We start from the raw sequence: 24,378 nt of genomic DNA on the forward strand, positions 1-24,378 counted from the left end.
ATATCCTTGACCGTGATCATCCCCTTCAGGTGACCCTCGTCATCGACAATCAACAGTTTCTCGATCCTGTTTTTATGAAGCAGGTCCTTGGCTTCTTCCAAATCCGTACCGGGTGGCACAGTGATCAGGTTTTCTTTCGTCATTACATCGCGGATCTTGAGATTCAGATTGCGATGAAACCTGAGATCGCGGTTGGTCAGTATTCCGACCAGCTTCTCACCTTCTGTGATCGGGATACCCGAAATCGAGAAACGTTCCATGAACTCGAGCGCTTTACCGATCACCTCATTGGGAGGTAACGTGATCGGGTTTACGATCATGCCGGACTCGGAGCGTTTGACCTTGTCGACCTCGGCCGACTGTTCCTCGATCGATAGGTTTTTGTGGATAAATCCGAGACCTCCATGGCGCGCCAAAGAAATCGCCAGCTCCGCCTCGCAGACGGTGTCCATGGCGGCCGCCACGATCGGGATATTCAGATCGATACCCTTGACCAGACGGGTGCTGACATCGGTCTGCTTCGGAAGCACCCTGCTTTTAGCCGGCACCAGCAGGATATCATCGAATGTCAACGCTGTACCGATGATTTTATCGCTCATCTCAGTCTTCCCCCATCCAGGTCAGAATCCGTCCGCAGGAATCGCAGGTGAGCAGCCGATCACCTTTTTTGATCTCCTGGATCAGGTGTGGCTCAAGTTGCTTGAAACAGGCACCGCAGGCGCGTTTCTTGACAGCCACCACAGCCATCCCGCCCCTCCCGCGGCGAATCCGTTCGTAAACCGACAGCACCTTACGCGGGATCTTGGCCAGGACATCACTGCGCTCAGCTTCCTTGATTTCCTTTTTCTCACCGATCGAATCGACCTGTGCCTGGAGCATCTGGAGCTGATCTTCATTGGTTTTCTTTATATCATCGCACTTGGTTTCGTACTCTTCGACCTTGGTAGTAAGCTCCTCGATTTCACCCATCAGCATCAGGCTCTTGTCCTCGCCCGATGAAATGGTTTCCTTGGCCTTGTCGATTTCCTTGACCAGAGCGTCGTACTCCTTGTTGGTCTTGATCGAGAGCATCTGCTCCTGGTACTTTTCGAGGGCTTCCTTGTTGGTGGCAACTTCCAGCTCGCGGTTTTTAAGCTCCAGTTTAGCCTCAGAAAGCCGGTCCTTAAAATCGGTGGACGATTCAAAACACTCCTCGATCTCCTTTTTCAGATTCTCCATCATATCGGGGATATAATCTTTCGAACGTTCCAGCTCACCAATATAATAATCGATTTCCTGAAGCTTCAGTAGCAGCTCAATGTCTTTCTGCATGCCCTTCTCCATCTCTGTGGAAATAAAAAATGCACCCGGCCCGCGGGCGCATTAACAGGTTTCTGCCAACTATAAAAAACGAACAGTAATTGATATCCAGACAAGCTTTAGCGGTTGACACCGACTGTAACCTCTATCGCTTAAGTTTTCAAATCATGGGCAATACAGGATTCGAACCTGTGACCTCTCGGATGTGAACCGAACGCTCTAACCAACTGAGCTAATTGCCCATCGACAACTAAATGGGCCCAGCAGGACTTGAACCTGCGACCCACTGATTATGAGTCAGTTGCTCTAACCAACTGAGCTATGGGCCCCGTATAATCCAGTATACTATACAATTACATTTTTCAAGTCAAGCACAAACTCGATGGATTTTCATACCTGTTTTTTAAAACAGGCCGTTGCCGAAGTAGTTTATCTAAAATCCAAACCGAGCGTTATTTTCCCTGTTTTCATCCACTCTATTGAACCGGAAAAGCACTAACACGTGGCCAGCTTTTTCTGAAGTGCGGAGTTTATCGCGCGTCTGGCGATTTCGCGTTCTATATTGCAGACTTCCATCAGCTTGTCCACCGCCTGGTCCACGAACTCCAAAAAGCGATTATCGGGATAGCGGCGCACGAGATCATCGGTGATTTCATCCGCCAGTTGAGCGATCCACTGCGCGTAACGGCGATGTTTTTCGACTTCCAGAAGGGGTGCCAGGTAGGTTTTTCCCAGCCAGGCCACGATTACGCCCAGAAGCGCAAAAACTCCGCTTTTCAAAGACAACCATTCAAACATTGTAACCTCCTCGTTGATTACCAGGACAACTGCCAGCCCGCCTGATCGGGTACTTTCACACGACGGCGCGCGATTCTGCCGTTGTCGTAATAAACCATGAATTCATATTCGCTTCCCGACGGTTCCAGGAGCTGATTGGAGTACAGGTCCATCTCCCAGTATCCCAGGCTGTCGGTAGCTGTGGATTTGTAGTAGGGGCTGATTATATAGTCGCGATAACGGATATTATCCTCGGGGAGTCGCGCGGAGACTGTGGCACCCGTAACCGGCTGACCGGCGAGGTCATGCACCCAGCCATATACCCGGCAGAGTTCCGGGACAGCCGGATCGCCCGGATCGAAGGCCGAACCCCAGATCGTGTCACGGGTTACCATCGTATCCTGCATGAGTGTATCCGGCAGTACCCCGAAGCTGATTCCGACCTTGTAGCTCCAGAGATAATACTGACCCGAATCCAGCGCGAATACCGCTCGTCCGTTTTGATCTGTCAATGCCACGGCCACTGTCGCGCTCTGCTCGGAGTTAGTCAGGCGCAGGGCCACACCCTGCAGGGCGGTACTGTCGGTTGAACTAAAAACCGATAAACTGCACGGGTAGGCACCGCTTCCGAGATTATCGAAAGCGACCGTGCGCCCCGACCGGGGTATCACGTCATTGTCCCACACGGCACGGGCCACCGCCGAACTGTCCACCTCGATCGGATCGGCAACCTGTTCGACTCGATAGATTTCTGTCGCAGACAGATCCTGGATGGCGGATGTATTGATCATATTACCCCAGTCAATGCCGATATTATCTGCGCTGTCCAGGCTGGAGCGGGAGCTGATCGTGGTGTCCAGGCTGGACTGGTTGTGCTGGCTGGCAAAGCCATCGTTTAGCGTATCCAGTACCGCTTTCAAATTGAAAGCGATCGAATCCAGCCCGGTCCAGTTCTGCTCTTTTACGAAGTAACCATGCGAGCCCGCCCCGCGAATATCCGCTCCCAGAGAGACATAGACGCGCACATTGTAACAGCCCGCTGTGCCCGCGGAATCCGATGCCCGCAGGCGGATTTCATAACTGCCGGTACGCGGATTAGTCACACGACCATCTTCTTCCCCCAGTGAATCGACGAGATCACCCGAGGGGCCGAACTGCAGTATCCTGAGGCTGTCAACATCGACCGGTACAGCATGAGCGGTGGTGTCGAATGTCTCGAAGCTGATTACCACGCTGTCGGCGGAAGAGTTTCCGCAGACTTCAGGCGCAAGAGAAAAGGCCGTCAGATCTGATAAAACAAAAAGACACATTGAGGCCGTCAAAAACAATAGTCCAACTCGATGTTTCACCTGTTCACCTCCCCGCTGAGCAATTTGCTTTTGTTTTCACTATGTGAAAGAATACCGGTGGAAATGACATTGCGAGTCCCTGCGGGCGGGTTGGGATCATCCGGGTCCGCGCTGAAAAAAGCTTCTACCTTCATGGGCGATGAGACAGTATTGTGATACGGCGCCCTTGTGCCGTACTCGATATTCGACGATGAATCATAGACCTGCGTAACCTTAAAAACCAGGCCGTTGTTGCCCGATGTGTCAGAAGCCCAGCCGTCGAGAACACTGCCCGGAATCAGGTACTCGATCAGGTCACCGATTGAGTCCCGCGGATACTGCAGGCGAAAAGTGTCCAGCGGGAGTGAGTCGTAATCGACACCCGCACGCAAATCGAGAGTGTCCCAGCTGACCGGGCTCGACCCCGAGACAACATCCCAGCGGGTCACCCAGGTCGAATCGAGCGTGTATGGATCCCCGCCGTCATTGGGCGGAGGGGCGTGCCATTTAGTGGAATGGATAATCCGGAACGCGTCAATGCGGATATCCATGATGCTGTCCGTGGGTGTTTCATTGAACCCCAGCCCGATAATCGGAAACTTCAGCCTGAGGCTGTCACAGGAATAGCCTGCAACGACTTTGCGCCAGGGCTCCGGCAAACGCCAGAATGACAGGATCGGACCATAATCATAGCCGAATCTGAAATCGGAAGTGTACGTGGCGGAATCATCGGTCGAGACCAAAATCTCCCCCCAGCAGGCTTCGATCTCGCGGTAGCAGGCCCAGCAACTGTATTCGGAAAATACCGAGTTGGCGGTATCAGAAAAAGTCCATGCCGCCAGGCGGCAGAACAGCTCCCTGGAATTACACCAGTCCAGAAGCTCCGGAGCCGTATGAATCCCGGAAAATGTCCTGCGACCGGAGGCTGTGCCGCCACCTGCCAGCGCAGTCCCCGAATCAAGCAGGATCACGCAGGCGGTATCCGAGCCGGCAAATTCCGGTTTGCTGAACGGCACAAGTGCCCCGGATGGGATTTCACAGTAATAGTACAGGTACTGGTTGTCATACTGGTAGGGAAAGATCGTGTCCAAAAACGGTTCGCAGAGAAAGTCCGACTCGCGCTGGTTGACCAGACGGCGCCCATGACCGGATGGCAGGTAATTCGAAGTTCCGAAGCCGAACTCGTTTTCGGTATAGCGGTCTAACGTCATGATCCCGATCAGGCTGTCCTTCAACGATGCGACATAGGGTGAAAGGACCGAATTGGAGATAATCACGCCATCGTAGAGCGAGGTAAGGTTCGAGATCGTGTCGACCGCGGCATCATCGATCAAATCAATATTATAACTGAGATGATCCTGCAGTAATTCGATCAGCACAGTATCCTCGCCGACAGAATTTGTATCTCCTACAATGTATCCAATTTCCAGCGATGTGCCTGACAGACCTGCCAGGCAGGACAATAATATCAGTATCGCCGGCATTATTTTAGTTCTCATCATCCTCCTCTTTGGTTTCGAGTTCCTCCCGGCGAAGCTGGTCCAACAGATCCCAGAACTTCTGTTTTTCCGAGACCGGGAGTTTGAGTTTGGTCTTGAAATCGAGCACGCGCAGAAAATCGGCGATCCTGGGCTGATAATCCGAGGCTCGCAGTTTTTCCAGGATTTCCTCCTGGAGCTCCTGCAGTATCTCAAGGTCTGTTTTCGCCCGGGCTTTGGATTTTTTGCGGACGCTTTGCTTCTTTGATGGTCGGGCAGGGGTCACAGTTTCAGCCTCACCTCGATTTTATCATTCGGCAGGAGCTTGAAACTGCTGGCGCAGACCGGGCAAAAGCCGGACTTATCCCTGCCGGAGAACAGGTTGATCTGACCGCAAACCGGACAGATTGACATAAAAAGTGTATACATTGCTATCCCATCTCAAAAATAAGAAGGTCACAGACCGACGCCGAGGCCTTCTCAGATATTTTCGCAATTGTGAATGATTCCGAGTTCTCCCTTCCGGTCACCACCGCGCCGACAGCATCCTTCGGAAGTACCGCGACCTTCGGATTTATGATCGTAGCCGGAAGGGTGTTGCCGTGAATATCCGTAAGTTCATCATAGCTCACTCTCTGCAGGTCACCGCCGAGCGGGACATTCAAAAACAGCAAGCGCTGTGAAGCGGAATCATCCTCGCTCAGAAGAAACGAGAAATCATAGGCCGAAAGCGCTCCCCAGACCGAGAAATCGCGCACCAGCCAGGCCCTGCGTCCACGCAGGTATGCCAGTGTATCTGTCATATAATCTCACCTCACTTTCAATGGTTACTGCGGATTTTAAGCGGATTTGCCAGTGATCTTTGAGATGGCCGGTAGTTAACCAGCAATGCTTGCGCCTGCCGACGGTAAGACTCGCCCAGGTTCAGGTATTCCCGACCGAGGTAAGTTTTACCGGATGTCGACAACGCGCCCGACTGCAACACCTCCTGAGCTTTCATGCGCGCCACGACCTCGAGCGCCAGGCAGGTTTCGGCCACTTCCAGCTGACGGTCGCCTGAGGTATGATGTTCTTCGTCGATCATGCCCAGCATGGTGACATGGGCTTCCTCCAGGGCCTGTGCCAGGCTCCCATCGGAAACTGAAGCGCTCTCGATTTCATAGTCGATCAGGACCGCCTGACTGCTTTCCAGCGCACCATCCGGCATCAGGCTTACTGTCCCCGATGAGTAACTGATCTGGTAGTCCGCCCCGCGCTGATATATCCGGTAATGATAGTACCAGACAGACACCTGCTGGCCGTCATTTATCTGCCCGTCAGCGAGGTAGCGGATAAGTCCGTCAGAGTAATCGATAGAATAATCGACATTTTCACGATAGATGACCGTCAGCGATTCATCCCTGGCCACCACCACGCTGTGCGGAACCAGGCTGGACTGCATAAGACTGACCCAGTCCGCTGACAGGTTGACCTTCTCATAGCTGGGCGCATTGGATTCACGTCCCTTGACCTTCTCGGAATCGCTTTTGAGCGAACGATGGGGCAGTTTAATCGAGGTTGCGCCGTCGAAATTCAACGGCAGGTTCTCGATTTTACCCAGAGACCGGGCGAATTCGGACAGGTGAAGCCTGAGATTATTGATATTTGAGAATGGCATGATTACTCCTGCAAGATAGTTATCTGCGGTATCCCGGTCAGCCCGGTTATCTGCGTCCCGACCGGAGCTGTGGCGAAATCGCTTATGACCTGAATCCTGATCCAGAATTTCCCGGAGCCGTTGACCGTGGTCGTCTGCCAGTCCGATGGTGTCTGGGTGCTGTCCTGCCAGAGCCTGAGTGTGGCAGGTGATGAATCGAAGTCATAACTTCCCGACAATGGAGTGAAGCTTTTCCACTGTGAACCGTCCCAGTAATACCAGCTGACTGTTCCGCCCGCTCCATTCGTGAACAGGGTGACTTTGACCTGGTGGAACTTTTCGGTTTGACCGAGATAAATGATGTCACCGCTGTCTTTAATCAATTTACCTGAATCGATGTGGTAGATATCGCCTGAGGTATCATCCCCGGCCTCAGTACTGCGGTCGTTAAACGGCGCGGTCGCCCCGGGCCGATACAGAAGCACCTTGTCGAGCAGGCTGAAACCACCTTCTACCGCCTGGGCGGTTGAAAAGGATGAACCCTCGCGATAGCTGTACTGCAGTTGATCCTGGTCGCTTCCGGCAGATTTATTGAAAAAGATATACGGCACACTCCCGTTGTACTTCAAAACGGGTGACCCCGAAAGATCGGTGTCGATGCTGTAAGTCCCGCTCCAGGCAAAATTGTCGTAGTCCTTGAAATACAAATCGCCGTCATCGGAAAAAGCCACACCGACTTTCATGTCATTGGAGGAGGCGGCATGAAAGTCCTTACCCAGGCTGGTCCCGCTGTGAAGCTCCACTTCGGAGTACCAGACCACCGCTGAAGTTTCGATCTTGCGGTAGGCCAGGCTGGTGCCGTCGATGGTGTACACACACAACAAATAGGTGGGCAGGTAGACGAGTTGTGAATATGCCGAAGTTGTGCCGGAAACGAGATCGGTCCCGCTGTCGCTGTCACTCAGCCCCCACAGGGCTCCGTCATTAGTGGACTTCTTCGTGCTTATATAGTAAACGCCCCCGGAAACTCTGGTCCAGCTGACCCACAGCTTATCGTACTTGTCTTTAAACAGGCTGGGATAGTAGTTGTCGTCGCCGTCGTAGATAGTGTTTCGTGAACCCACCGACCAGGTACCATCCGAAAAACTCAGCTTTTTCATCACCAGGTCATGAGAGCTCTCGAGCGTATAGGCAAGATAGATATTCCCGCCTGAATCGATTATCCCGCTGACCGGGTAGTCGGCTGAATCGGTGATAATGCTTGCAGGAGTCGACCAGTTCGTGTAGGGCGGATCGGCATAGACCAGCTTGACAGTGCTGTCATCGGAAGCATAGCAAATCGCCATCCGTCCGGCATAGGGTCCGCTGGCAACCTTGAAGAGCCTGCGGTTGTGGCTGAAGCCGACCGGGTAATCGGCCGATGATGTGTCGATCAGTTTTAACATGGTAGTTCTCCTCGACCGCCCCGATAATCGGGACGGCCGGTTGATTGCGGTTTAGCTGAAATCGGAATCCATGACCAGCGAAGCATCGCCGATCACTTTGGCGTAGCCGATTGATTCGGAGATCACCGCCTGCTCGAATTTCTGTTCGATAATTTTATCGAATTCGACCATGAGAGGCTGGCTGACTACTTCCTCGATCGCGAAACGTCGATCCATGCCGATGATCAGATCCTGGGCGACATCATCGCAACGCACCAGGGTCGCCCCCAGTGGATTGACCATCTTGCCCGAAGACTGGAACTTGAAGCCGGCCAGCGGATCCTGGAAGACATCCAGGTTGAGGATCTTGCGGATCATCGCCTTGTGGCAAATCAGGGTATTCATCTCAAACGGCGCGAACTCGATCCAGAGCTTGATCAGGTCATCGTAATCGAGAGTGCCGGAGCTGTCGGTATTGATTACCGTAGCGGAATTATCGTTGCCGTCGCCGTTTTTGATCACCTCGGCGATCAACGCCACCTTGTCGGCCTGCAGGCGAAAACCGATGTACCACAGAATCGTGCGGAACTGTGCCGAAGACCTGTGACGCAATGTCTTGTAGGAGGTTTTCAGCGCTACCCCGTAGTCAGGCACCGCTACCGTATTGAGTTGTTCGGTGATATTGATCTGCGGAATCTCGGCCCCGTCTCCGATCCTGCGCAAAGACAGGCCGGTGTCGTCAGCCGAAGCATCGATATAGATCGGGGCATAGCGATTCGAACTGATCGCGGTCGAGGTTGCGATCAGGTTGTTGTATTCCGGACGGAGCGCCATCCCGCGCTTGATCTCGCGTACGATAAATTCCGGCATCAGAGCCGGCGCACTGCGGAAGAACTGTTCGACAGTGAGTGAGCCGGGCCCGCTGACCTTGATACCCCGATGTGCCAGTTGACGCTCGAAAGCATCCAGGGGCGATCCCGGCTCGGAGGGATCATATTCATCGCTTTCCAGAAGTTCACTGAGGCTCTTGCCCTGCGCCTGCGCCTGAAGGTACATATCGCGATCGACCTCGATCTCTGAAGCACGCGACAGGTCGACCGATCCACGCGGGGCCTCACGCGCGTTCATAAGCGACAAAAACGATTCGGGGTATTCATTGATTTCATTGATTTGTTCAGATTTCATTGTTTCTCCTATGGCATGTAGACTGTGCAACTCGATGTACCCGACACGGCCAGTACCGTGCCACGGGCGATATTTCCACCGGCCGGATCATTGCCTCCCAGCGCGGGAGCCTGCTTGACCGTTGCGCCGGCACCGCCCACTATCCGGTCGCCCACCGTCGGGTTGGTGGTGGTTATGGGAAGCGTCATGATTCCGCCGATCTGTACCGTGGCAACACGTTTGCCGTTATTGCCGTCGGAAAGGCTGAGGGAAATCAGCTTGCCCAGAACAATGGCACCGTCGGTCGCGGGACCGACCTCGTAATTGCCGGTCAGTTTGACCGCGCATCCCAGGTCGGAGTCGGTCAGATCGTCGACATCAGCGCTCTGGTGGATATCGAAAGTCGCCATAGCCGGAGCTGTCGACTCGAGATTTTGTGTTCTTACACTCATTTGGTTCTCCTTTTACAGGTTAAATCATGGGAACTGATTCCCTCATCACCTGGGCCTCGGCCCATCCAGTTTGTATTTTTCCAGATTATTGACCTTCTGTCTGGCGGACGCGACAGCGCGAAAGCGGGGCCTGTTCGAAAGCAGTTTGTTGAGTTTGCCCTGCAGACGATTATGAAAACTGATCAGTTTCTCGGCCGTCATCTTCGATAACTCCTCAGGCGCAGTCTGGCAGGTGGCGTCTGCGCCGTCATGCAACACCGCCAGGGCGCGCAGTTTGGCCGTCACCTGAAGCGACAGGTAGTCCCGCAGAATCTTTTCCTCGCGGATGAATCGTACTAACTCCGCTGATTTCTGCTGAAACCGGCCGAGGATCTTCTTCAAGCAGTCGAAATCGAACTCGACCGGATCATCATTCTCGAGCTGACGATTGACCTCCAGCAGGTCGACAATCAGTTTTTCCATATCTTCTCCCGTCTATGGCTTGTTATTGTATTGTATTTCTTCAAGTTTTTTTTGAAGGCTTTCCCTGAACTGGTAGAAGTCCGTTCTCCGAAGCATCTGCTCCTTGAGGTAAACCTCCAGGCTCAGCACCCGTCTTTCTAGATTCTGGACAGCGCTGGCATCGGCTTTTTGGGCCAGGTCGATTTTGATCCCGTAGATGGTTGCCAGGTAACCGGCCAGTATTCCGCACACGGTCAGCACGAACGCGACCGCGAAACGAACCAGATTGAGTTGATAGGATCGTTCTTTCTCCGGAGAGGATGACTTCCGGGCTGAACTATTTTTGTTGACTGACGTATAAGAGAACATAATTTTCTCACCAGGAAAGAGAGGTTGTCATGAAGAAGGCTATGTATCCGCTCGTGTTAATTTTTGTTTCGTGCATATTTATTTTCTCCTGTTCCGATGATGACCCGCTTGGACCGCAGACCGCGCCGGCGGTAACCGGGTCGCTTCTGGGACTTGATTCCGATCATCAAAATCTTTACCAGCAGTTCGACAGCCTGGTCACTTATTACCCCAACTACCAGATTGCGGTCGATACAAGCCTGGTGACATTTGCAGTCGAGGTCGCGGATTCCAGCAAGGACTGGTACGATATCTCGATCTCCTCAAGGAAACTGGCGCGTGCCATTATTACCCCCAACTCGGTGGCGATTACCGGCTATTACCGCACAGTCGATGAGCATGATTCACTGTTTTATTTCATCCACGCGCCGGAAATCATGCCCAAGAAACTGCGTGTCGATGACAGCTGGAATTTTTATGTGCCCATGATCCATCATGATGGCCGGGAAACTATCGTCAGTTATCTGAATTTCGGATTCGGCTATGATGTCACACGCACCTACCTGGGCCAGGAAGATATCGTCGTGCCCGCGGGCGCATTTTCCGCCCACAAGATCCGCTCCGAATACAGGCTGATCGGTTCCGATGAGATCGTCAAGACCGACACCGAATACCTGGTCGATGGAATCGGCCTGGTGCGCATGTATTCGCGCGGCAATTTCGGCAATTCGCATATCCTGCTGATCAGCTCCGATCACCCGAAGTACTGAAACCTGTTCGGCAGTCGTCGCTTTGACATGATAACAGCATAAGGTCGCGCTTTTTCCAGGATGCCGGTCGCAGTGAAAATGTCCCCCTTACAGTCGCCGATAACATCTCGATTGTGATGAAATCAGCTCTTGACGATCTGACTCGATAGAGACCTGATTCAAGATCGTTTTGGTTTGAGCTTCTACCCGACGGCCACAGTTTTCGCTTTTTGCCCCGCAGTGGATAACCGATCACGGTCTTCCCACGAATAAGCGCGAGCGGATCTAAGTGTGGAATGACCAGGGTCAGATCGAGATCATCACCTCTGAAGCTGAGAGCGGTGACATTTCCGTTTCTCTCGATCACGAATCTTCCCTGGCCGGAAGATCTCAAATTCAGACACCCCGGATCATCAGCAGGATAATACTGCCCCAAATTATCGACTACAATGAACACCCGACTGCCTGCGCCATTATCCGGAGATTTGATTAGAAGCGTTTCTCCCAGGCTTGCCTTAATGGATGTTTCTCCGGTCCAGTAACTTTTGAACGTCCCGTTACCGCCAAAATCAAAACGATACTTGTGACGGCCCGTTTTTGTCAGGACACTGTCCTGAACTTTAACAAGCAAATGACTGCCGGACCGGTACTGTATCTGTTCAGTGCAGACGCCATCTGTAAAGCTGAAGACCTGGCTTCCAAATCTGTTTCGGCTGAGATCGACGGTTTCAATTTGGCCCCTGTGAAGCCTGACCGGAGCGAGTTTAAGGTGCTCTGATCCAGCAATCTTGCGAGTGTATTCAGTTAACTTACAAGTACTGACTGGACTACCATGTAAATCGGTAATGTTTTCAATTACGAGTTCACAGCGTCCGGTCATTTTTGAGTTGTCTTTATATAGATAAAGCGGAAGCCTGCTTTTGCCCCTCATCGCAAACAACTGCGCATGGACCACCACATCCTCATCGAGCAAACTGTAAAGCTCCCTGACGAGCGGATTTGAATCATGAATTTTTATCTCAGTTTTCGAAGATCTAATTGTCACCCGGCCCCCGGATAATTTGACGTGAACCGGAAGTCCGAAATAGAGCGGACGGGAATACGCTTTTGCAAGTGAGGGCAGTTTTTCGGGAGCAAGTAAGATCCTTCTGCTTATTGTACCTGATTTTTCTTTCTGCTTAGTTTTATTCAGCCCTGTTTCGGATGGTATGCGGGCGATCAGTTCGCGCGCGAATGATGTCCCCGGTGTCGCGCCCCGGTAAACCAGCGAGGTCTCCAGAACCCGTTCGATCTGCCGGTAATTGTAGTGGCAGAGCCGGGCTGATTCACCTTCTTTATAGACCTGGTTGGGCTGATGCTCGCAGTTACGGATATCTTTTCCGCAGATACTGCACTGTGGAAGACTGAAGATAAAGCCGATCGAACCCTCGCGGTACACACCGCCGTCGATATTTCTGGCCAGTGTCTCCGCACCCTCGGCTTTGCGCAACCAGTAAAAATAGACTTTGACCCAGGTCTGGCCCGCATGTTCAACCTTCTCGGCCATAAAATTACGAGCGATCGGCAGCTGGCTCTTATTGTGTCCCACGAGAACCGGCGAATCAATGATCTTCTCACTGAGGCTGTCGAGCTCATCGGCGGGAAATCGTCCTCCGAAAGAATTCACCTGGTCCGATACCAGGTAAATCGCCCGCACAAAAACATCCTCCCCCTTCAACCGCTTTGGGGGATCGATGCGGTCATTTATAATTCCTGCAAATCGATCGGGATCACAGTCCCGATTTTCAGCCGGCCTGACGCTCAAACGGCCATAAAGTCTCATAAACTGTCCTCCTTTCACTAATCTCCTGCCACCATCATTACCATCACAGCTATGTTGAATCTGACCACAGTTCATTCTCAATATTGGCCGAAACTGTGCAATATTATGCACATCAACCCGTTCAAGCATTACATTAGCACTTCTAACAACTCACATAAGTCGCTATATTCTAACGCACTACAAATACGAGGGGGAATCGTTTCAATACGGCACGGACGTTGCTTTAATAAAATACTAACAAAACCTTTATCGTGTGTGAGGTGGATTATGATTCATGACCGACGAGAAAGATCAGACATGCTCAGGCTGTTTTTCTGGGGCCTGGTAGCGATCATCCTGTATTTGACGTTATCATTTAAACCGGTCTACGGAACTCCTCTCTGGGGACATTTCGATTACTCGGGTTTAGTCAACAATATTGAAGTTCATGACAACAGTACCGAATCAGGTCCGGTGTCATTAATGACCTCAGATGGAATCATCACCTGGGGCAGTAACCTGGATCTGAGCGGGGGAAATTATATCACTGGAAATTATCCGCCCGACGATAGATATCACGATTTTGATCCGGCCGACAATCCGGATTCCGTGCCGGGCATACCTGAACCGGCAACTCTCCTGTTTTTCGGCATCGGTTTCGCGGGTGCCGGAATATATAGAACGCTTAGGCGCTAATTTCATGCTCTCAATCCACCCGGGCTCTCAGAACACCGCTGAGAGCCTTTTTTATATCCGGGCCAGTTTTGGAGCCGGTCTTTCGGTCGTGTCCGGTTCATGACGCAGATTCCAGGCCGCCAGCGCTAAGGCCATGATGAAATCACCGCTGATACCGTCCTCCCAGCTGGCTTCACGAAATTCATTCAGGTTCGACCACCAGCTACCGTCATCAGCTTCCTGCTCGAGATAGGGATAAGCCAGGTCACCTTTCTGGTGTAACATCTCCAGGTTTGCCAAAAGTTCGGCTTTGGCCCGCCCTCCGCGCAGTCCGAAATTGAATCCCTCTGCTCCAATATCCGCAAGTTGCGAAAGGACGACATCGCCCACCCCGGTCGAATCGATCAGTACCCGACCACCGTAGAGCTTTTTGCGCTTTCTGATGGCGGAAAAGACTTCTTCCCATTCACGCCCCCGAAAACGCTCGAAAGCGACCAGCTGGGCCGGTTGCTGAGTCACATCGAGGGTCACACCGACCGTGTACGTCAGCTTGCGAGCGAGGTCCCATCCGCTCAGGTAGCGATGGTCCTCATGCGGTTTTGACAGCCCCGTCGACATCCCGAACGCGCGCTGTATATAGTCCTCGGATATATATTCCCGGCCGGTTTCCACGAAGCCTCCTTCAAGATTCTGCTGTACCTTAAGCTCCGGCAGGGTCTGCCGTTTACTGTTGAGGAATGCCCTGCTGATAAACGGATTTTCCTCGCTCTTGCCCTGTTGCAGGTAAGCTTTCTGAGGACGTTTGGAGAGCTCCAGCGATTTCCGGTAGAAAGCGTTTTTCCCATTGGGGGTAGACACATAATCGAGCATACCGTCCCGGTCAGCCAGGCGAAGCATCAGCACCTCGTTGACCACATAGTCGAATTCCGGCTCGAAAGCGGCCTCATCGAAACAGCAGTAGTCGTAATCCTGACCCAGGATATACTGCCCCCGGTTGCGTGTAGAACGGCATGAGAAGACCGCCCCGTTGCCGAAATACAAACGCGGATAAGGTGTGTAGCGGACACAGTTGACCAGGATCTCCAGAAGCGGACGTCCTTTGATCAGGCGCAGGACATTGTCGAAGACTATCCCGGCCTGATCCTGTGTTATTGAACAGTTGACGGCGGCGTATTTCGGCATTTTATCGTACCGCAGATCCCGGATCTTGAACAGGCAACGATGCAGGATCTTGACAGCCTGCGCCAGGCTTTTGCCCCAGCGGTTGCCGGTATGCAACAGGTTTTCCGGCTTGTTCGAGTTGCGCAACCAGCGCGCCTGTCCCGGGTGAAGTTCAAGCTCCAGGAACTCCCGCGCGAAAAAGACCGGATCGGTCAAGGCCCGGCGCCAGCGATTCTGCCTGGAAAAATTTCTCGAACTCATCGGCGCTCAAGTTCTTTTCTGGCCTCGTCGCGGTCGATCAGCCCGGCCTTGTATTTCATCACCACTGTCTCCACCCGTTTTTTCTCGGATTCGGTCTTTTCATTCAAGCCATAGATCAGCTCATTTTTAAAACTGACCCGGCATCGTCCGGCAATGCCTTTGAAAGCCAGTTCAAGCGAAGCCATCCACTCCAGAAATCCGGAAGCCGCCGCCTGCAGTGCCCGCACCTGCCTCTGAACCAGTTCGTACTTGAACATCGCCCAGTTCTGGGTGGTGCCATAGGAGTAACCCAGCATGAACGGCGCCAGGTGTGTCCCGGCGCAGATGTCCTCCAAAAGCGCTTTATGATTGAGATACCATGAGCGCGAGGACGAGACCTGCGAGGAGGGGCCGATATAGTCGATCCGGATATCGTCCCACGTGATCGGATTGTCCTCAGGCCGAAAATCGGTAAACATAGAGGCGGTCTGCTCGAAATAACCGTTGGCCCGGTTAATATAGCTGTCATCAGATTCACCCGGCTTCTTTTCCGGAGGCTTGACTTTGACATGCAACCTGTGATAACCGGCATTATGCATACTCTTCTGCATATCAGAAAGCAACTGTTGCTCGACTCTGGCTACAAACGGTATCGAGCGCAGAAGCGACCTGCCGGCGGGATTGGTGGATTCGGAGTTGAAACCATAGAAATACACAGCCGGAGAATCGAGCGCGACCAGCTTTTCGTCCTGTTTCTGGTAGATTTTGTAATGACCGTCCCTGAGACGATACTCGAGGCTGGCCGGGTCGATGAAATAGAAGTAATCGATGCCGTCCATCTGTGGCAAGGCCACAACTTCGCCGGCTACACTGCCGGTCGTGTAGAGGCTGTTGAAGTATTCGATCAAAAGTGCCTGGATATCGGCAAAGCGCTGGTTGCGCCGGTCGTAGATACGACGAAACATGCGACTGACGACAGCAACCGCCTGCTCACCGTCACCATCGCCCTCATATTCGATTTTGACCGGTGAAGCCGACATCGCGCTCCAGGTCCAGATGGCCGAGTTCAAAATCGGGATGCTGTCGCGCAAAAAGCGATAAAGCCTGATCCTTGTTTCGGGGCTGTATGAGTTCGATAATGAAATCGAGTTATTAAAATCGTAGTCGACCCTGTTTTTGAATTCAGGCCTGCTCTTGAAACTGGCCACCGCTTCGGGAAGCTGTCGGCCTGATTCAGATTTGAAGTGATCCGCATTAGTTTTAAACAGACTGCGCAGTTTTCTTTTTAGATTCATCTCTTCTCCCGTTTTTTTAATTCCTCCGGGAGCGCATTTTACCGCGGTTTAATGGTAAAAATGCAATGCGATTTTTCTTGACTAACATCTCCGCTATGGTTATTTTTATCATGCAGAATGACAGGGAGTGCTGTCTGATTGGTCTTTTGGAAGCCAAAAGCACATTTCCGTTTATATCCCCGCCTTGCCAATAGATGGTGCTCCCCTTTTTTATGCGTCGCAACTTATGCGTCATTGTAAAACGCACCTCCCCATCAACTTACAGTCCACTAACATTTACCTGACGGAATCACAAGACGCAAATTATGCGTTCCGGGCCTGCGACGGTGCAGTGCGGGCCTTCTCGTAACATATTTTATTGTAACAGATTACGACGGATGCTCGGCGATGATCCCGTTTTGGCACGGGGTTTGTATATATATAGGGCGTGCGAGATGGTTACACTTTAAGCTATTAACAGGTAAAAGCAGACTCTTCTTATTTGATAGTGGCTTGAGTGATTCATCGGTAAGGTTCGAGAGGTGCAGAGAGGTTCTGTGAGGGAACCTCCTCTGCGTGAAGATTCGACCCCCTTTAAGGGCTTTCCATATAAACTGTTTCTCCTCCTGGCCGGCTTGCAATGAGTCGGCCTCTTTTTTTTGCCTTAAATGGATCTGCTGTCAGAGGCGGAAGCGATCGATATCTTTAAGATCATACGGTGCTACAGTCAGCTTGTATTCGTTATCGCTTTTGGTATCGGTGACCGTGATCTCGACTTGCGCCTCGTGTTTATCGTCGCAGTAACGGGCGGTCGTACGGGCGGCGATTTCGATCTCTTGCGGGCCGGAAGTCCCGCGCAACAGCACGATCGGTGAACCTGTACCTTTCGCCTCGAGCATGATATCGCCGTTTCCGGCACAGGCTTCGATTCTGTCATTTTCTTCCTCTTTCCTGCCAACCACCATCTTGACCTGCGGATTGATCCGGAAATGGCGTCCCACCCGAAGCAGATTGAGATCGTCGAAAGTAACATCCTGCTTGTAAGTCAAAAGATCCTTTAGCTTTTTGGAGTAACCCGGGTCGGTCAAAAGGCATCCCGCGGCCGGAGTGGGGTAATCCTCGAGACCGTATTTTTTTGCCAGCTCCATCTGCGGTTTTCGTGACCGGCCGTTGAAATCAAAAAGCTTTTCGCGGTCGACCAGTCCCTGTTGTTCGGGTATGGTAGGTTCAAGCAGTTTGGCAGATAACGGTCGCAGAAGTGTACCCTCGACCCCGGCTTCCTTTTCAACCAGGTTGAGCGAATTGCGCATCTGCGATTTAGGTCTCTGCCCCAGCACCTCGCCGGTGATCAAAAAATCCGCCCCGCTCATGCGCATAAACTCCTTCGCCTCCCTGAGCATCAAAATCCGGCAGTCGACACAGGGATTCATGTTCTTGCCGTAACCGTGTTTGGGATTCTTGACTATGTCTATGAATTTCTGTCCGAGATGCATCAGCTTGACTTTAAAACCGAACTTCTCGGCCATCGGCTCCGGATTCTGGGAGCAGGAGGACTTGTCCACTATATCGCATCCGAAATGAGTCAGAAACAACAAAGCGGTCACCTCGATATCCTGCTCGAGCATGCTCAGAACCGCCAGGGAACTGTCCAGCCCGCCCGAAAACAGGGCTACGCATTTTGCTTTTTTATCGGTCATATCTATCTTTCCACCTCAATACAATACCGCTCTGGTATGATTTTGTCAGTGGCAATTAATACTGCCGTATATAAAAGTCAAGGGTCATATTTACGCAAATTCTGCGCTGGCGACAACAGGAATCAGGACAAAAAAAAGGCAATCTGTGTATAATTACTCAACAATCCCCGCAAAAATAAATTTTGTCCCGTAAGACACTGCCTGGTTTTATGTTACAGCTGTACAATCCTGAAACAGATCGGCCTGTCATGTTTTTTTCTTTTGCCTTCTTCGAGGTGGCATGTTATCATGTTGTCCGGCAGTAATTTGCAAATCACGCCTTGAGGGGAAAACAAGTTGAAACTTTGGCCCTGCTCTAAGCGTTAAATTGATAAGAAGATACGGGGGTAGTATTAATATATCAAGCTCCTCGCCAACTTGACAGATACATTTAATAGATTAAATTACCTGTGAAAATATTTTCCCTGGAGGAATTATGCGAAATAGACAAGGTTCAGGATTCTTACCGGTTACTCTCGCGCTGATCGCGATTGCACTGATATGGCTGGTCGGTCATGGTGAAGCTGGCGAAGCCGGGGTCAACGCCCAGCAGTTGTTTGTTGTCGATACGGTCGATCTGCGCCAGGAAAATCCCGAGGCTTATACCCCCGGGGAGAAATCCCCCAAGACCATAGCGCATTATACCCGCCTGCTGGCGAGTATGGCATATAAAATCCATAACAACTATATGGAAGAGATCGAGGCTGAAAAGCTGACCCGCAACGCGATCGACGGCATGCTCGATCAGCTCGATCCGTTCTCAGTGGTACTGGAACGCAAATCCTACGATCAATTGATGGAGAAAACCCATGGCAAATACGAAGGCCTGGGAATCGTGATTGCCAAGCGCGGCGATTACATCACGGTTATTTCGCCGTTTGAAGGCACCCCGGCTTATAACATGGGTATCCGGGCAGGTGACAAGATCATAGCTATCGACGGCATCGACACCCGGGATATGACGGTCGATGAGTCCTCGGACCTGATGCGTGGCGAGGCCGGCACCTCGGTTGAGATTACTATCCAGCGCCCAGGCCTGGATGAGCCTCTCGATTATGAAATCGAAAGAGCGATTATCGAGCTTAAATCCGTTAATTACGCCGGAATGATGGATAACAATATCGGTTACGTGCGTCTTTCCAAGTTCTCGGAGACAGCTACCGAAGAGCTTCGCACCACGATCGACAGCCTGATCAACACCGGCCGTATGGAGGGCTTGATTCTCGACCTGCGTTCCAATGGCGGAGGTTTGCTCTCGCAGGCTATCGAGATTGCCAACCTGTTTCTGGATATGGGCAACACGGTAGTCTCAACCAAGGGCCACCAGGCTTCAACCTATCGTGAATACGCCTGCCGCAACGAACCTATCTTCCCCGACAAACCGCTGGTGATTCTGGTCGATGGCGGTACCGCTTCGGCTTCGGAGATCGTCTCGGGCGCTATCCAGGATTGGGACCGCGGTATAATTATAGGCAATACGACTTTCGGCAAGGGTCTGGTTCAGCAGATATTTACGACCTCCGATCCGGACATCGCTTTAAAGCTGACGACCGCGAAATACTATGTTCCCTCCGGTCGCTGTATCCAGAAACCGGAACGTGCCACCAAGCATCCGGAAGACCTGATCGCTGAAGACGACGGCGAGATCGTAGAGGGTGATGAAAAAGAGACACCTGAGGAAACCGAGCTGTTTTTGACCAAGGGTGGTCGCCCGGTCTACGGTGGTGGCGGTATTGTGCCCGATATCGAAATCGAACGCGAGACCTGGAAACCGCTCGAAATCAACCTCGAGCGTCAGACGATGTTTTTTGATTACGCGGTTAAGTATGTCTCCGAGCATCCGGAAATCGGCGACGATTTCGAAGTGACTGAAGAGATGTTAATAGACTTCAAGGACTTCACCGACGAGAAGGAATTCACCTATAAGACCAACCTCCAGAAGAAACTCGAGGATTTTGAGAAAGCGGCTGAAGATGCCGAGATGGAGGATCGTTTTGCCGACAAGATCGAGGAACTGCGCGAGCTGGTCGCTCTCGAGAAGGAAAATGATTTCATGGAAAGCCGTGACTGGATCATGCGCTCGATCAAGCGGGAGGTAATCCGCGCCAAGTTCGGCGAAAGCGGAGTCTACGAGCACATGGTGCTCAAAACTGACCCGTACGTTAAAAAGGCTATTGAAATTTTGACCGAAGATGAAACCTATTCTGACCTGCTGACTGTAAAGTCAGATTCATGATTTTGTAAATACTTTCTCCACAGGGGAGGCTCTGCCTCCCCTTTTTTTTGTTTAATTTCCAGTTGACACTTGCCGATTAAAAACCAAAAAAACATTTTACCCTTATGGACAGATCGTACGCACAGTTTGCCGAGTACTATGACCTGCTGGGCTGGTCCGATTTTTCGAGAGCGGTTTTCCCCCAGTTGACAGCATTCTTCAAGAAGCAGGAAAAGAAACCCGCCGGTTTTCTCGATCTGGCCTGTGGCACCGGCACCCTGGCATTCAAGCTGGCGGAGTTCGGAATCGAAGTTACCGGGCTGGATATCTCGCCCGAGATGATCGAGGTCGCCCGTGCTAAAAGTACGGCTGACAGTACCAATCCCCGATTTGTCATAGGCGATATGGCCGATTTCGAACTGGATACTAAATTCGACATGATCGGCTGTTTCTTCGATTCGCTCAATCATCTCCAATCACCGGAAATGATCCAGGACACGTTCCGTAAGGCCCATGATCATCTCCATCCCGGAAGCTGGTTCGTATTCGATATCCTGACAGTATCCGGGCTAGAAAACTGGCGTCCCTACAGCCGTATAAAAACCAATTTGTTCTTCGTCAACCAAAAAGCCCGCTTCGACCCGGAGAACCTGCGCACTCAAATCAAAATCGAGGCATTCATTCGAGATGAAGACGGAGAAAGCCGTCACGTGGTCGAAAACTTCACCGAGATCTGCATCACCGACAACCAGCTCAAGCAGTTTTTACAGAGAGCCGGTTTTGTAAAGTACATCATCAAATCCTTCAATCCGGATGAAGCTGTCGAGGAAGCCGAACGATTCCTGGTGTTTGCACGCACCTGATCATGGGTCCGGGATATTTTGCTTTACAGCCGGGCTGATTTGTATCATATTCAGTGACTATGAGATTTAAGCGGATCATACTTTTGATACTCGATGCCTGCGGGGTAGGTGCCCTGCCCGACGCTTTCCGTTACGGTGACGCGGGAGCGAATACAATCGCCAATACCTCCGAGAAAGCGGGTGGGCTGAACCTTCCGAACCTGGCAGAACTGGGCCTCGGCAATATCGTCCGTATCAGGGGAGTGCATCCGGCCGATAACCCAAAGGCCTATTATGGCCGGATGGTCGAAAAGTCAGCCGGCAAGGATTCCACCGTGGGACACTGGGAAATCGCCGGTATCATTATGGACAAACCGTTTCCGGTCTTTCCCACCGGTTTTCCAGCCGACCTGATAGCGCGCTTTGAACTCTCAAGCGGTTTCGAGGTGATCGGCAACCGTCCCGCTTCCGGAACGCAGATAATTGCCGAACTGGGCGATCAGCACCGCGAAACCGGCAAGCTGATCGTCTACACTTCCGCCGACAGCGTTTTTCAGATCGCCGCCCATATCGATGTCGTACCGCTCGAAAAGCTCTATCATGTCTGCCGGATCGCGCGCGATATGCTGTCCGGTGAATGGGGTGTCTCACGGGTGATCGCGCGTCCTTTTGAAGGTGAATCTGGCAACTATGTGCGCACCGCTGACCGCAGGGATTTTTCGCTACCGCCTCCCTCTGATACAGTACTGGACAAGCTGACTGCCACGGATCACAATGTAATCGGGATCGGTAAAATCGAGGATCTCTTCTGCTCACGCGGTCTGACCGAGAGCTATCATACAAAAGACAATCTGCACGGCGTGGAACTGACGCTCGATCAGTTAAAGCAAACCGACACCGGATTGATTTTCATCAACCTGGTCGATTTCGATATGCTCTGGGGTCATCGCAATGATTACAAAGGATTCGCCCGCGGACTCGAGGAGTTTGACAAGAGACTGCCGGAAATTTTGGACGCGTTGAGTGATGACGACCTGCTGATTATGACTTCCGACCATGGTTGCGATCCGACCATGGAATCAACCGACCATTCCCGTGAATACGTACCGCTTCTGGTGTTTTCGCCGGTCTTGAAAAAAGCGAAGTCGCTTGGGATCCGGGAAACTTTTGCCGATGTCGCGGAAACGATCTGCCAGAATTTTAATCTGCAACCATTTAACTCCGGAGCAGGATTTTTAGATGTCCTCGATTGAAGAAAAAGCCCGTCACGAAGCGCAAACTGCCATGAGGAAAGCCTACGCGCCATACTCTGAATTTCGCGTGGGAGCCTCCCTGGTAACAGAAAGCGATGACATCTTTTCGGGATGCAATATCGAGAACTGCTCGTACGGCCTGACTGTCTGTGCCGAGAGGGTAGCGCTTTTTAAAGCGGTCTCGGAAGGCTGTCGCAAGTTCAAACTGCTGGTGCTGACCTCCGACAGCGATAAAGCTATCGTGCCCTGCGGAGCCTGCCTGCAGGTACTGGCCGAGTTTTGCGATGACCTGAAAATTATCGTCTACAATGGTGACATGATCGGGCGAACATCCCTGGCAGAACTTTTGCCGCACAGGTTCAGGTTGTAGTCATGAAACAGCTTCAAGCACTAATAGATCATACATTGCTAAAGGCCGATGCCACTAACCGGCAGATCATGCAACTCTGCAATCAGGCCAAAAAGTACCGCTTCAAAACCGTCTGTATCAATCCGACCCATATCGAACTGGCGGTCCAGAACCTGAAAGGCTCAAAAGTCGGCATCTGCACTGTGGTAGGTTTTCCGCTGGGCGCATCGACTTCGGACACCAAGCTCTACGAGGCTGAAATCGCAGAGAACCTGGGCGCGACTGAAATCGATATGGTTGTCAATGTGGGCGCTGTCAAGGACGGCAACCTGAACCTGGTTAAAAATGATATCCTGAACGTCCGGCGCGGGTTGTCCGGGGCCAGCCTGCTCAAAGTGATCCTCGAGTGCTCGCTTCTGACTGACGAAGAGATAAAGACAACCGCCAGGATCGCTGTCGATTCCGGGGCTGATTTCGTCAAGACTTCAACCGGTTTCAATGGCAGTGCGACAACCGAACAGGTTACCCTCTTGTTCGACACAGTCGGGCGCAAAGCCGGCATCAAAGCGGCCGGAGGGATCCGTGATTTGAAGACAGCCCTGGCCATGGTCGAGGCCGGAGCTTCACGCATCGGCACCTCTTCTGGTGTCCCGATAATCGAAGACTACCTGAACGGATCGGGATTGTGACCGCGCTCGAACTGATCATAAAAAAACGCCGTGGCGAAGCCCTGACGAAGCCAGAAATCGAGTTTCTAATCGATAGTTATACTGCCGGCAGGATTCCTGATTACCAGCTCTCGTCATTTCTGATGGCCTCCTTTCTGAACGGTCTCGACGAATCCGAAACTTTCTACCTGACCGAGACCATGCTCAACTCGGGCAAGAGCGTCACTTTCGACGACGCTCTCCGCCCCATCTCGGACAAGCATTCCACCGGCGGGGTGGGCGACAAGATCAGCCTGACATTGTCGCCTCTGATGTCCGCTCTCGGTTATAATATCGCCATGCTTTCCGGACGGGGCCTGGGGCATACCGGAGGAACCCTCGACAAGCTCGAATCGATCCCGGGATTGAACCCATTCTGGACTGAAAATCAGATCAAGTCCCGCCTCAAAAAGACCGGCATAGCAATTTCAGGCCAGACCAGAAACATCGCTCCGGCTGACGGCAAAATCTATGCCCTGCGCGACCTGACCGGAACGGTCGAATCGATCCCGCTCATCACCGCCAGCATCCTCTCCAAAAAACTTGCATTAAAAACCGACGCTATCATCTTCGACATAAAAGTCGGCTCCGGCGCTTTCATGAAGACCCGTAAGGATGCGACAAACCTGGCGCGCTCGCTTCTTTCCGTCTGCCGGAAATTCAAGCGCCGGGCGGGTTGCCTTTTGACCGATATGTCCGAACCGCTCGGGTACCAGGTCGGTAACTATCTCGAAATCATGGAAACCGCAGAGTTTCTAAAAACCGGCACTCCTGACGATATACGCGAAGTTACCTACCGGCTCGGCTATGAGATCATTCGATTCTACAATCCCGTTGCGCGGAAAAAAGCAGTCTACGATAAATTCGACCAGGCTGTCTCGGATGGAAGCGCGCTGGCTCGGATGGTCGAATTCGTCGTTGCCGCAGGTGGCAGAAGCGATCTGCTTGAAAACCCGAAGGCTTTTTTCTCGCCTACCGCGCGTGGCTACATCAAAGCCGATAAAGCAGGTTACCTGGCCGAATACGACA

At 52.0% G+C, this 24,378-nt stretch carries 26 protein-coding genes and 2 tRNA genes; 8 read left to right on the forward strand and 20 right to left on the reverse strand.

Going from position 1 to position 24,378, the window contains the following annotated elements:
- The 16 genes from GF404_03855 to GF404_03930 all read right to left on the reverse strand — a co-directional run.
- Positions 1–599, reverse strand: a 599-nt coding sequence (locus GF404_03855) for a CBS domain-containing protein (protein MBD3381313.1), incomplete at its 3' end; no start/stop codon positions are given.
- Position 600: 1 nt separating this feature from the next.
- A complete protein-coding gene (locus GF404_03860) occupies positions 601–1,323 on the reverse strand; it encodes a hypothetical protein (protein MBD3381314.1) in 723 nt (240 codons plus the stop codon).
- A gap of 144 nt (positions 1,324–1,467) precedes the next feature.
- Positions 1,468–1,541: transfer RNA gene (locus tag GF404_03865), tRNA-Val, on the reverse strand.
- Positions 1,542–1,554: 13 nt separating this feature from the next.
- Positions 1,555–1,628: transfer RNA gene (locus GF404_03870), tRNA-Ile, on the reverse strand.
- A gap of 166 nt (positions 1,629–1,794) precedes the next feature.
- Entirely contained in the window at positions 1,795–2,097 is a 303-nt protein-coding gene (locus GF404_03875) for a hypothetical protein (protein MBD3381315.1), read from the reverse strand.
- A 17-nt stretch (positions 2,098–2,114) separates the two neighbouring features.
- On the reverse strand, positions 2,115–3,425 hold the full coding sequence (locus tag GF404_03880) for a hypothetical protein (protein ID MBD3381316.1): 1,311 nt from the start codon (positions 3,423–3,425) through the stop codon (positions 2,115–2,117).
- Entirely contained in the window at positions 3,422–4,906 is a 1,485-nt protein-coding gene (locus GF404_03885) for a hypothetical protein (protein MBD3381317.1), read from the reverse strand. The genes GF404_03880 and GF404_03885 overlap by 4 nt, the downstream gene beginning before the upstream one ends.
- Positions 4,893–5,168, reverse strand: coding sequence for a hypothetical protein (locus GF404_03890; GenBank protein MBD3381318.1), 276 nt, complete (start codon positions 5,166–5,168; stop codon positions 4,893–4,895). Before GF404_03890 ends, GF404_03885 begins: the two co-directional genes overlap by 14 nt.
- Positions 5,165–5,311, reverse strand: a complete 147-nt coding sequence (locus GF404_03895) for a hypothetical protein (GenBank protein ID MBD3381319.1) — start codon at positions 5,309–5,311, stop codon at positions 5,165–5,167. Before GF404_03895 ends, GF404_03890 begins: the two co-directional genes overlap by 4 nt.
- 2 nt (positions 5,312–5,313) lie before the next feature.
- Positions 5,314–5,685, reverse strand: coding sequence for a hypothetical protein (locus tag GF404_03900; GenBank protein MBD3381320.1), 372 nt, complete (start codon positions 5,683–5,685; stop codon positions 5,314–5,316).
- Positions 5,686–5,702: 17 nt separating this feature from the next.
- Entirely contained in the window at positions 5,703–6,539 is an 837-nt protein-coding gene (locus tag GF404_03905; protein MBD3381321.1) for a hypothetical protein, read from the reverse strand.
- A 2-nt stretch (positions 6,540–6,541) separates the two neighbouring features.
- Positions 6,542–7,963, reverse strand: a complete 1,422-nt coding sequence (locus GF404_03910) for a hypothetical protein (protein MBD3381322.1) — start codon at positions 7,961–7,963, stop codon at positions 6,542–6,544.
- A 51-nt stretch (positions 7,964–8,014) separates the two neighbouring features.
- Entirely contained in the window at positions 8,015–9,127 is a 1,113-nt protein-coding gene (locus GF404_03915; GenBank protein ID MBD3381323.1) for a hypothetical protein, read from the reverse strand.
- Between the two features lie 8 nt (positions 9,128–9,135).
- Entirely contained in the window at positions 9,136–9,558 is a 423-nt protein-coding gene (locus GF404_03920; protein ID MBD3381324.1) for a hypothetical protein, read from the reverse strand.
- A 45-nt stretch (positions 9,559–9,603) separates the two neighbouring features.
- A complete protein-coding gene (locus GF404_03925; GenBank protein MBD3381325.1) occupies positions 9,604–10,020 on the reverse strand; it encodes a hypothetical protein in 417 nt (138 codons plus the stop codon).
- A gap of 12 nt (positions 10,021–10,032) precedes the next feature.
- Positions 10,033–10,368 carry a hypothetical protein gene (locus GF404_03930; protein MBD3381326.1) on the reverse strand — a complete coding sequence of 112 codons (336 nt, stop codon included), beginning with the start codon at positions 10,366–10,368 and terminating at the stop codon, positions 10,033–10,035.
- A 29-nt stretch (positions 10,369–10,397) separates the two neighbouring features.
- Between GF404_03930 and GF404_03935 the strand changes: the two genes are divergently transcribed.
- Entirely contained in the window at positions 10,398–11,117 is a 720-nt protein-coding gene (locus GF404_03935; GenBank protein MBD3381327.1) for a hypothetical protein, read from the forward strand.
- Here the strand turns inward: GF404_03935 and GF404_03940 are convergent.
- Entirely contained in the window at positions 11,092–12,918 is a 1,827-nt protein-coding gene (locus GF404_03940; GenBank protein ID MBD3381328.1) for a hypothetical protein, read from the reverse strand. The genes GF404_03935 and GF404_03940 overlap by 26 nt on opposite strands.
- A gap of 51 nt (positions 12,919–12,969) precedes the next feature.
- Between GF404_03940 and GF404_03945 the strand changes: the two genes are divergently transcribed.
- A complete protein-coding gene (locus tag GF404_03945) occupies positions 12,970–13,593 on the forward strand; it encodes a PEP-CTERM sorting domain-containing protein (GenBank protein MBD3381329.1) in 624 nt (207 codons plus the stop codon).
- 51 nt (positions 13,594–13,644) lie between these two features.
- On the opposite strand, the gene GF404_03950 is transcribed toward GF404_03945, so the two are convergent.
- The 3 genes from GF404_03950 to GF404_03960 form a co-directional block, all read right to left on the reverse strand.
- Complete coding sequence (locus tag GF404_03950; GenBank protein ID MBD3381330.1) at positions 13,645–14,994, reverse strand: hypothetical protein; 1,350 nt, start codon at positions 14,992–14,994, stop codon at positions 13,645–13,647.
- A complete protein-coding gene (locus GF404_03955; GenBank protein ID MBD3381331.1) occupies positions 14,991–16,268 on the reverse strand; it encodes a hypothetical protein in 1,278 nt (425 codons plus the stop codon). The genes GF404_03950 and GF404_03955 overlap by 4 nt, the downstream gene beginning before the upstream one ends.
- Before the next feature lie 659 nt (positions 16,269–16,927).
- Entirely contained in the window at positions 16,928–17,944 is a 1,017-nt protein-coding gene (locus tag GF404_03960; GenBank protein ID MBD3381332.1) for a DUF814 domain-containing protein, read from the reverse strand.
- A 475-nt stretch (positions 17,945–18,419) separates the two neighbouring features.
- Between GF404_03960 and GF404_03965 the strand changes: the two genes are divergently transcribed.
- The 6 genes from GF404_03965 to GF404_03990 form a co-directional block, all read left to right on the forward strand.
- Positions 18,420–20,219: a PDZ domain-containing protein gene (locus GF404_03965; GenBank protein ID MBD3381333.1), complete on the forward strand. Its 1,800-nt coding sequence runs from the start codon at positions 18,420–18,422 to the stop codon at positions 20,217–20,219.
- Between the two features lie 104 nt (positions 20,220–20,323).
- The gene (locus tag GF404_03970; protein ID MBD3381334.1) at positions 20,324–21,061 is read left to right on the forward strand and encodes a methyltransferase domain-containing protein; all 738 of its coding nucleotides are present in this window, start codon (positions 20,324–20,326) and stop codon (positions 21,059–21,061) included.
- Between the two features lie 59 nt (positions 21,062–21,120).
- Positions 21,121–22,293, forward strand: coding sequence for a phosphopentomutase (locus GF404_03975; protein ID MBD3381335.1), 1,173 nt, complete (start codon positions 21,121–21,123; stop codon positions 22,291–22,293).
- On the forward strand, positions 22,280–22,663 hold the full coding sequence (gene cdd / locus GF404_03980; GenBank protein ID MBD3381336.1) for a cytidine deaminase: 384 nt from the start codon (positions 22,280–22,282) through the stop codon (positions 22,661–22,663). Before GF404_03975 ends, cdd begins: the two co-directional genes overlap by 14 nt.
- A gap of 2 nt (positions 22,664–22,665) precedes the next feature.
- Positions 22,666–23,331 (forward strand): deoxyribose-phosphate aldolase, encoded by a 666-nt coding sequence (deoC, locus tag GF404_03985; protein ID MBD3381337.1) that lies wholly within the window; start codon positions 22,666–22,668, stop codon positions 23,329–23,331.
- Positions 23,328–24,378, forward strand: a 1,051-nt coding sequence (locus tag GF404_03990; protein ID MBD3381338.1) for a thymidine phosphorylase, incomplete at its 3' end; no start/stop codon positions are given. The genes deoC and GF404_03990, both read left to right, overlap by 4 nt.

It is taken from the genome of Candidatus Zixiibacteriota bacterium (genome assembly GCA_014728145.1).
Taxonomy (GTDB): Bacteria; Zixibacteria; MSB-5A5; order JAABVY01; family JAABVY01; genus WJMC01.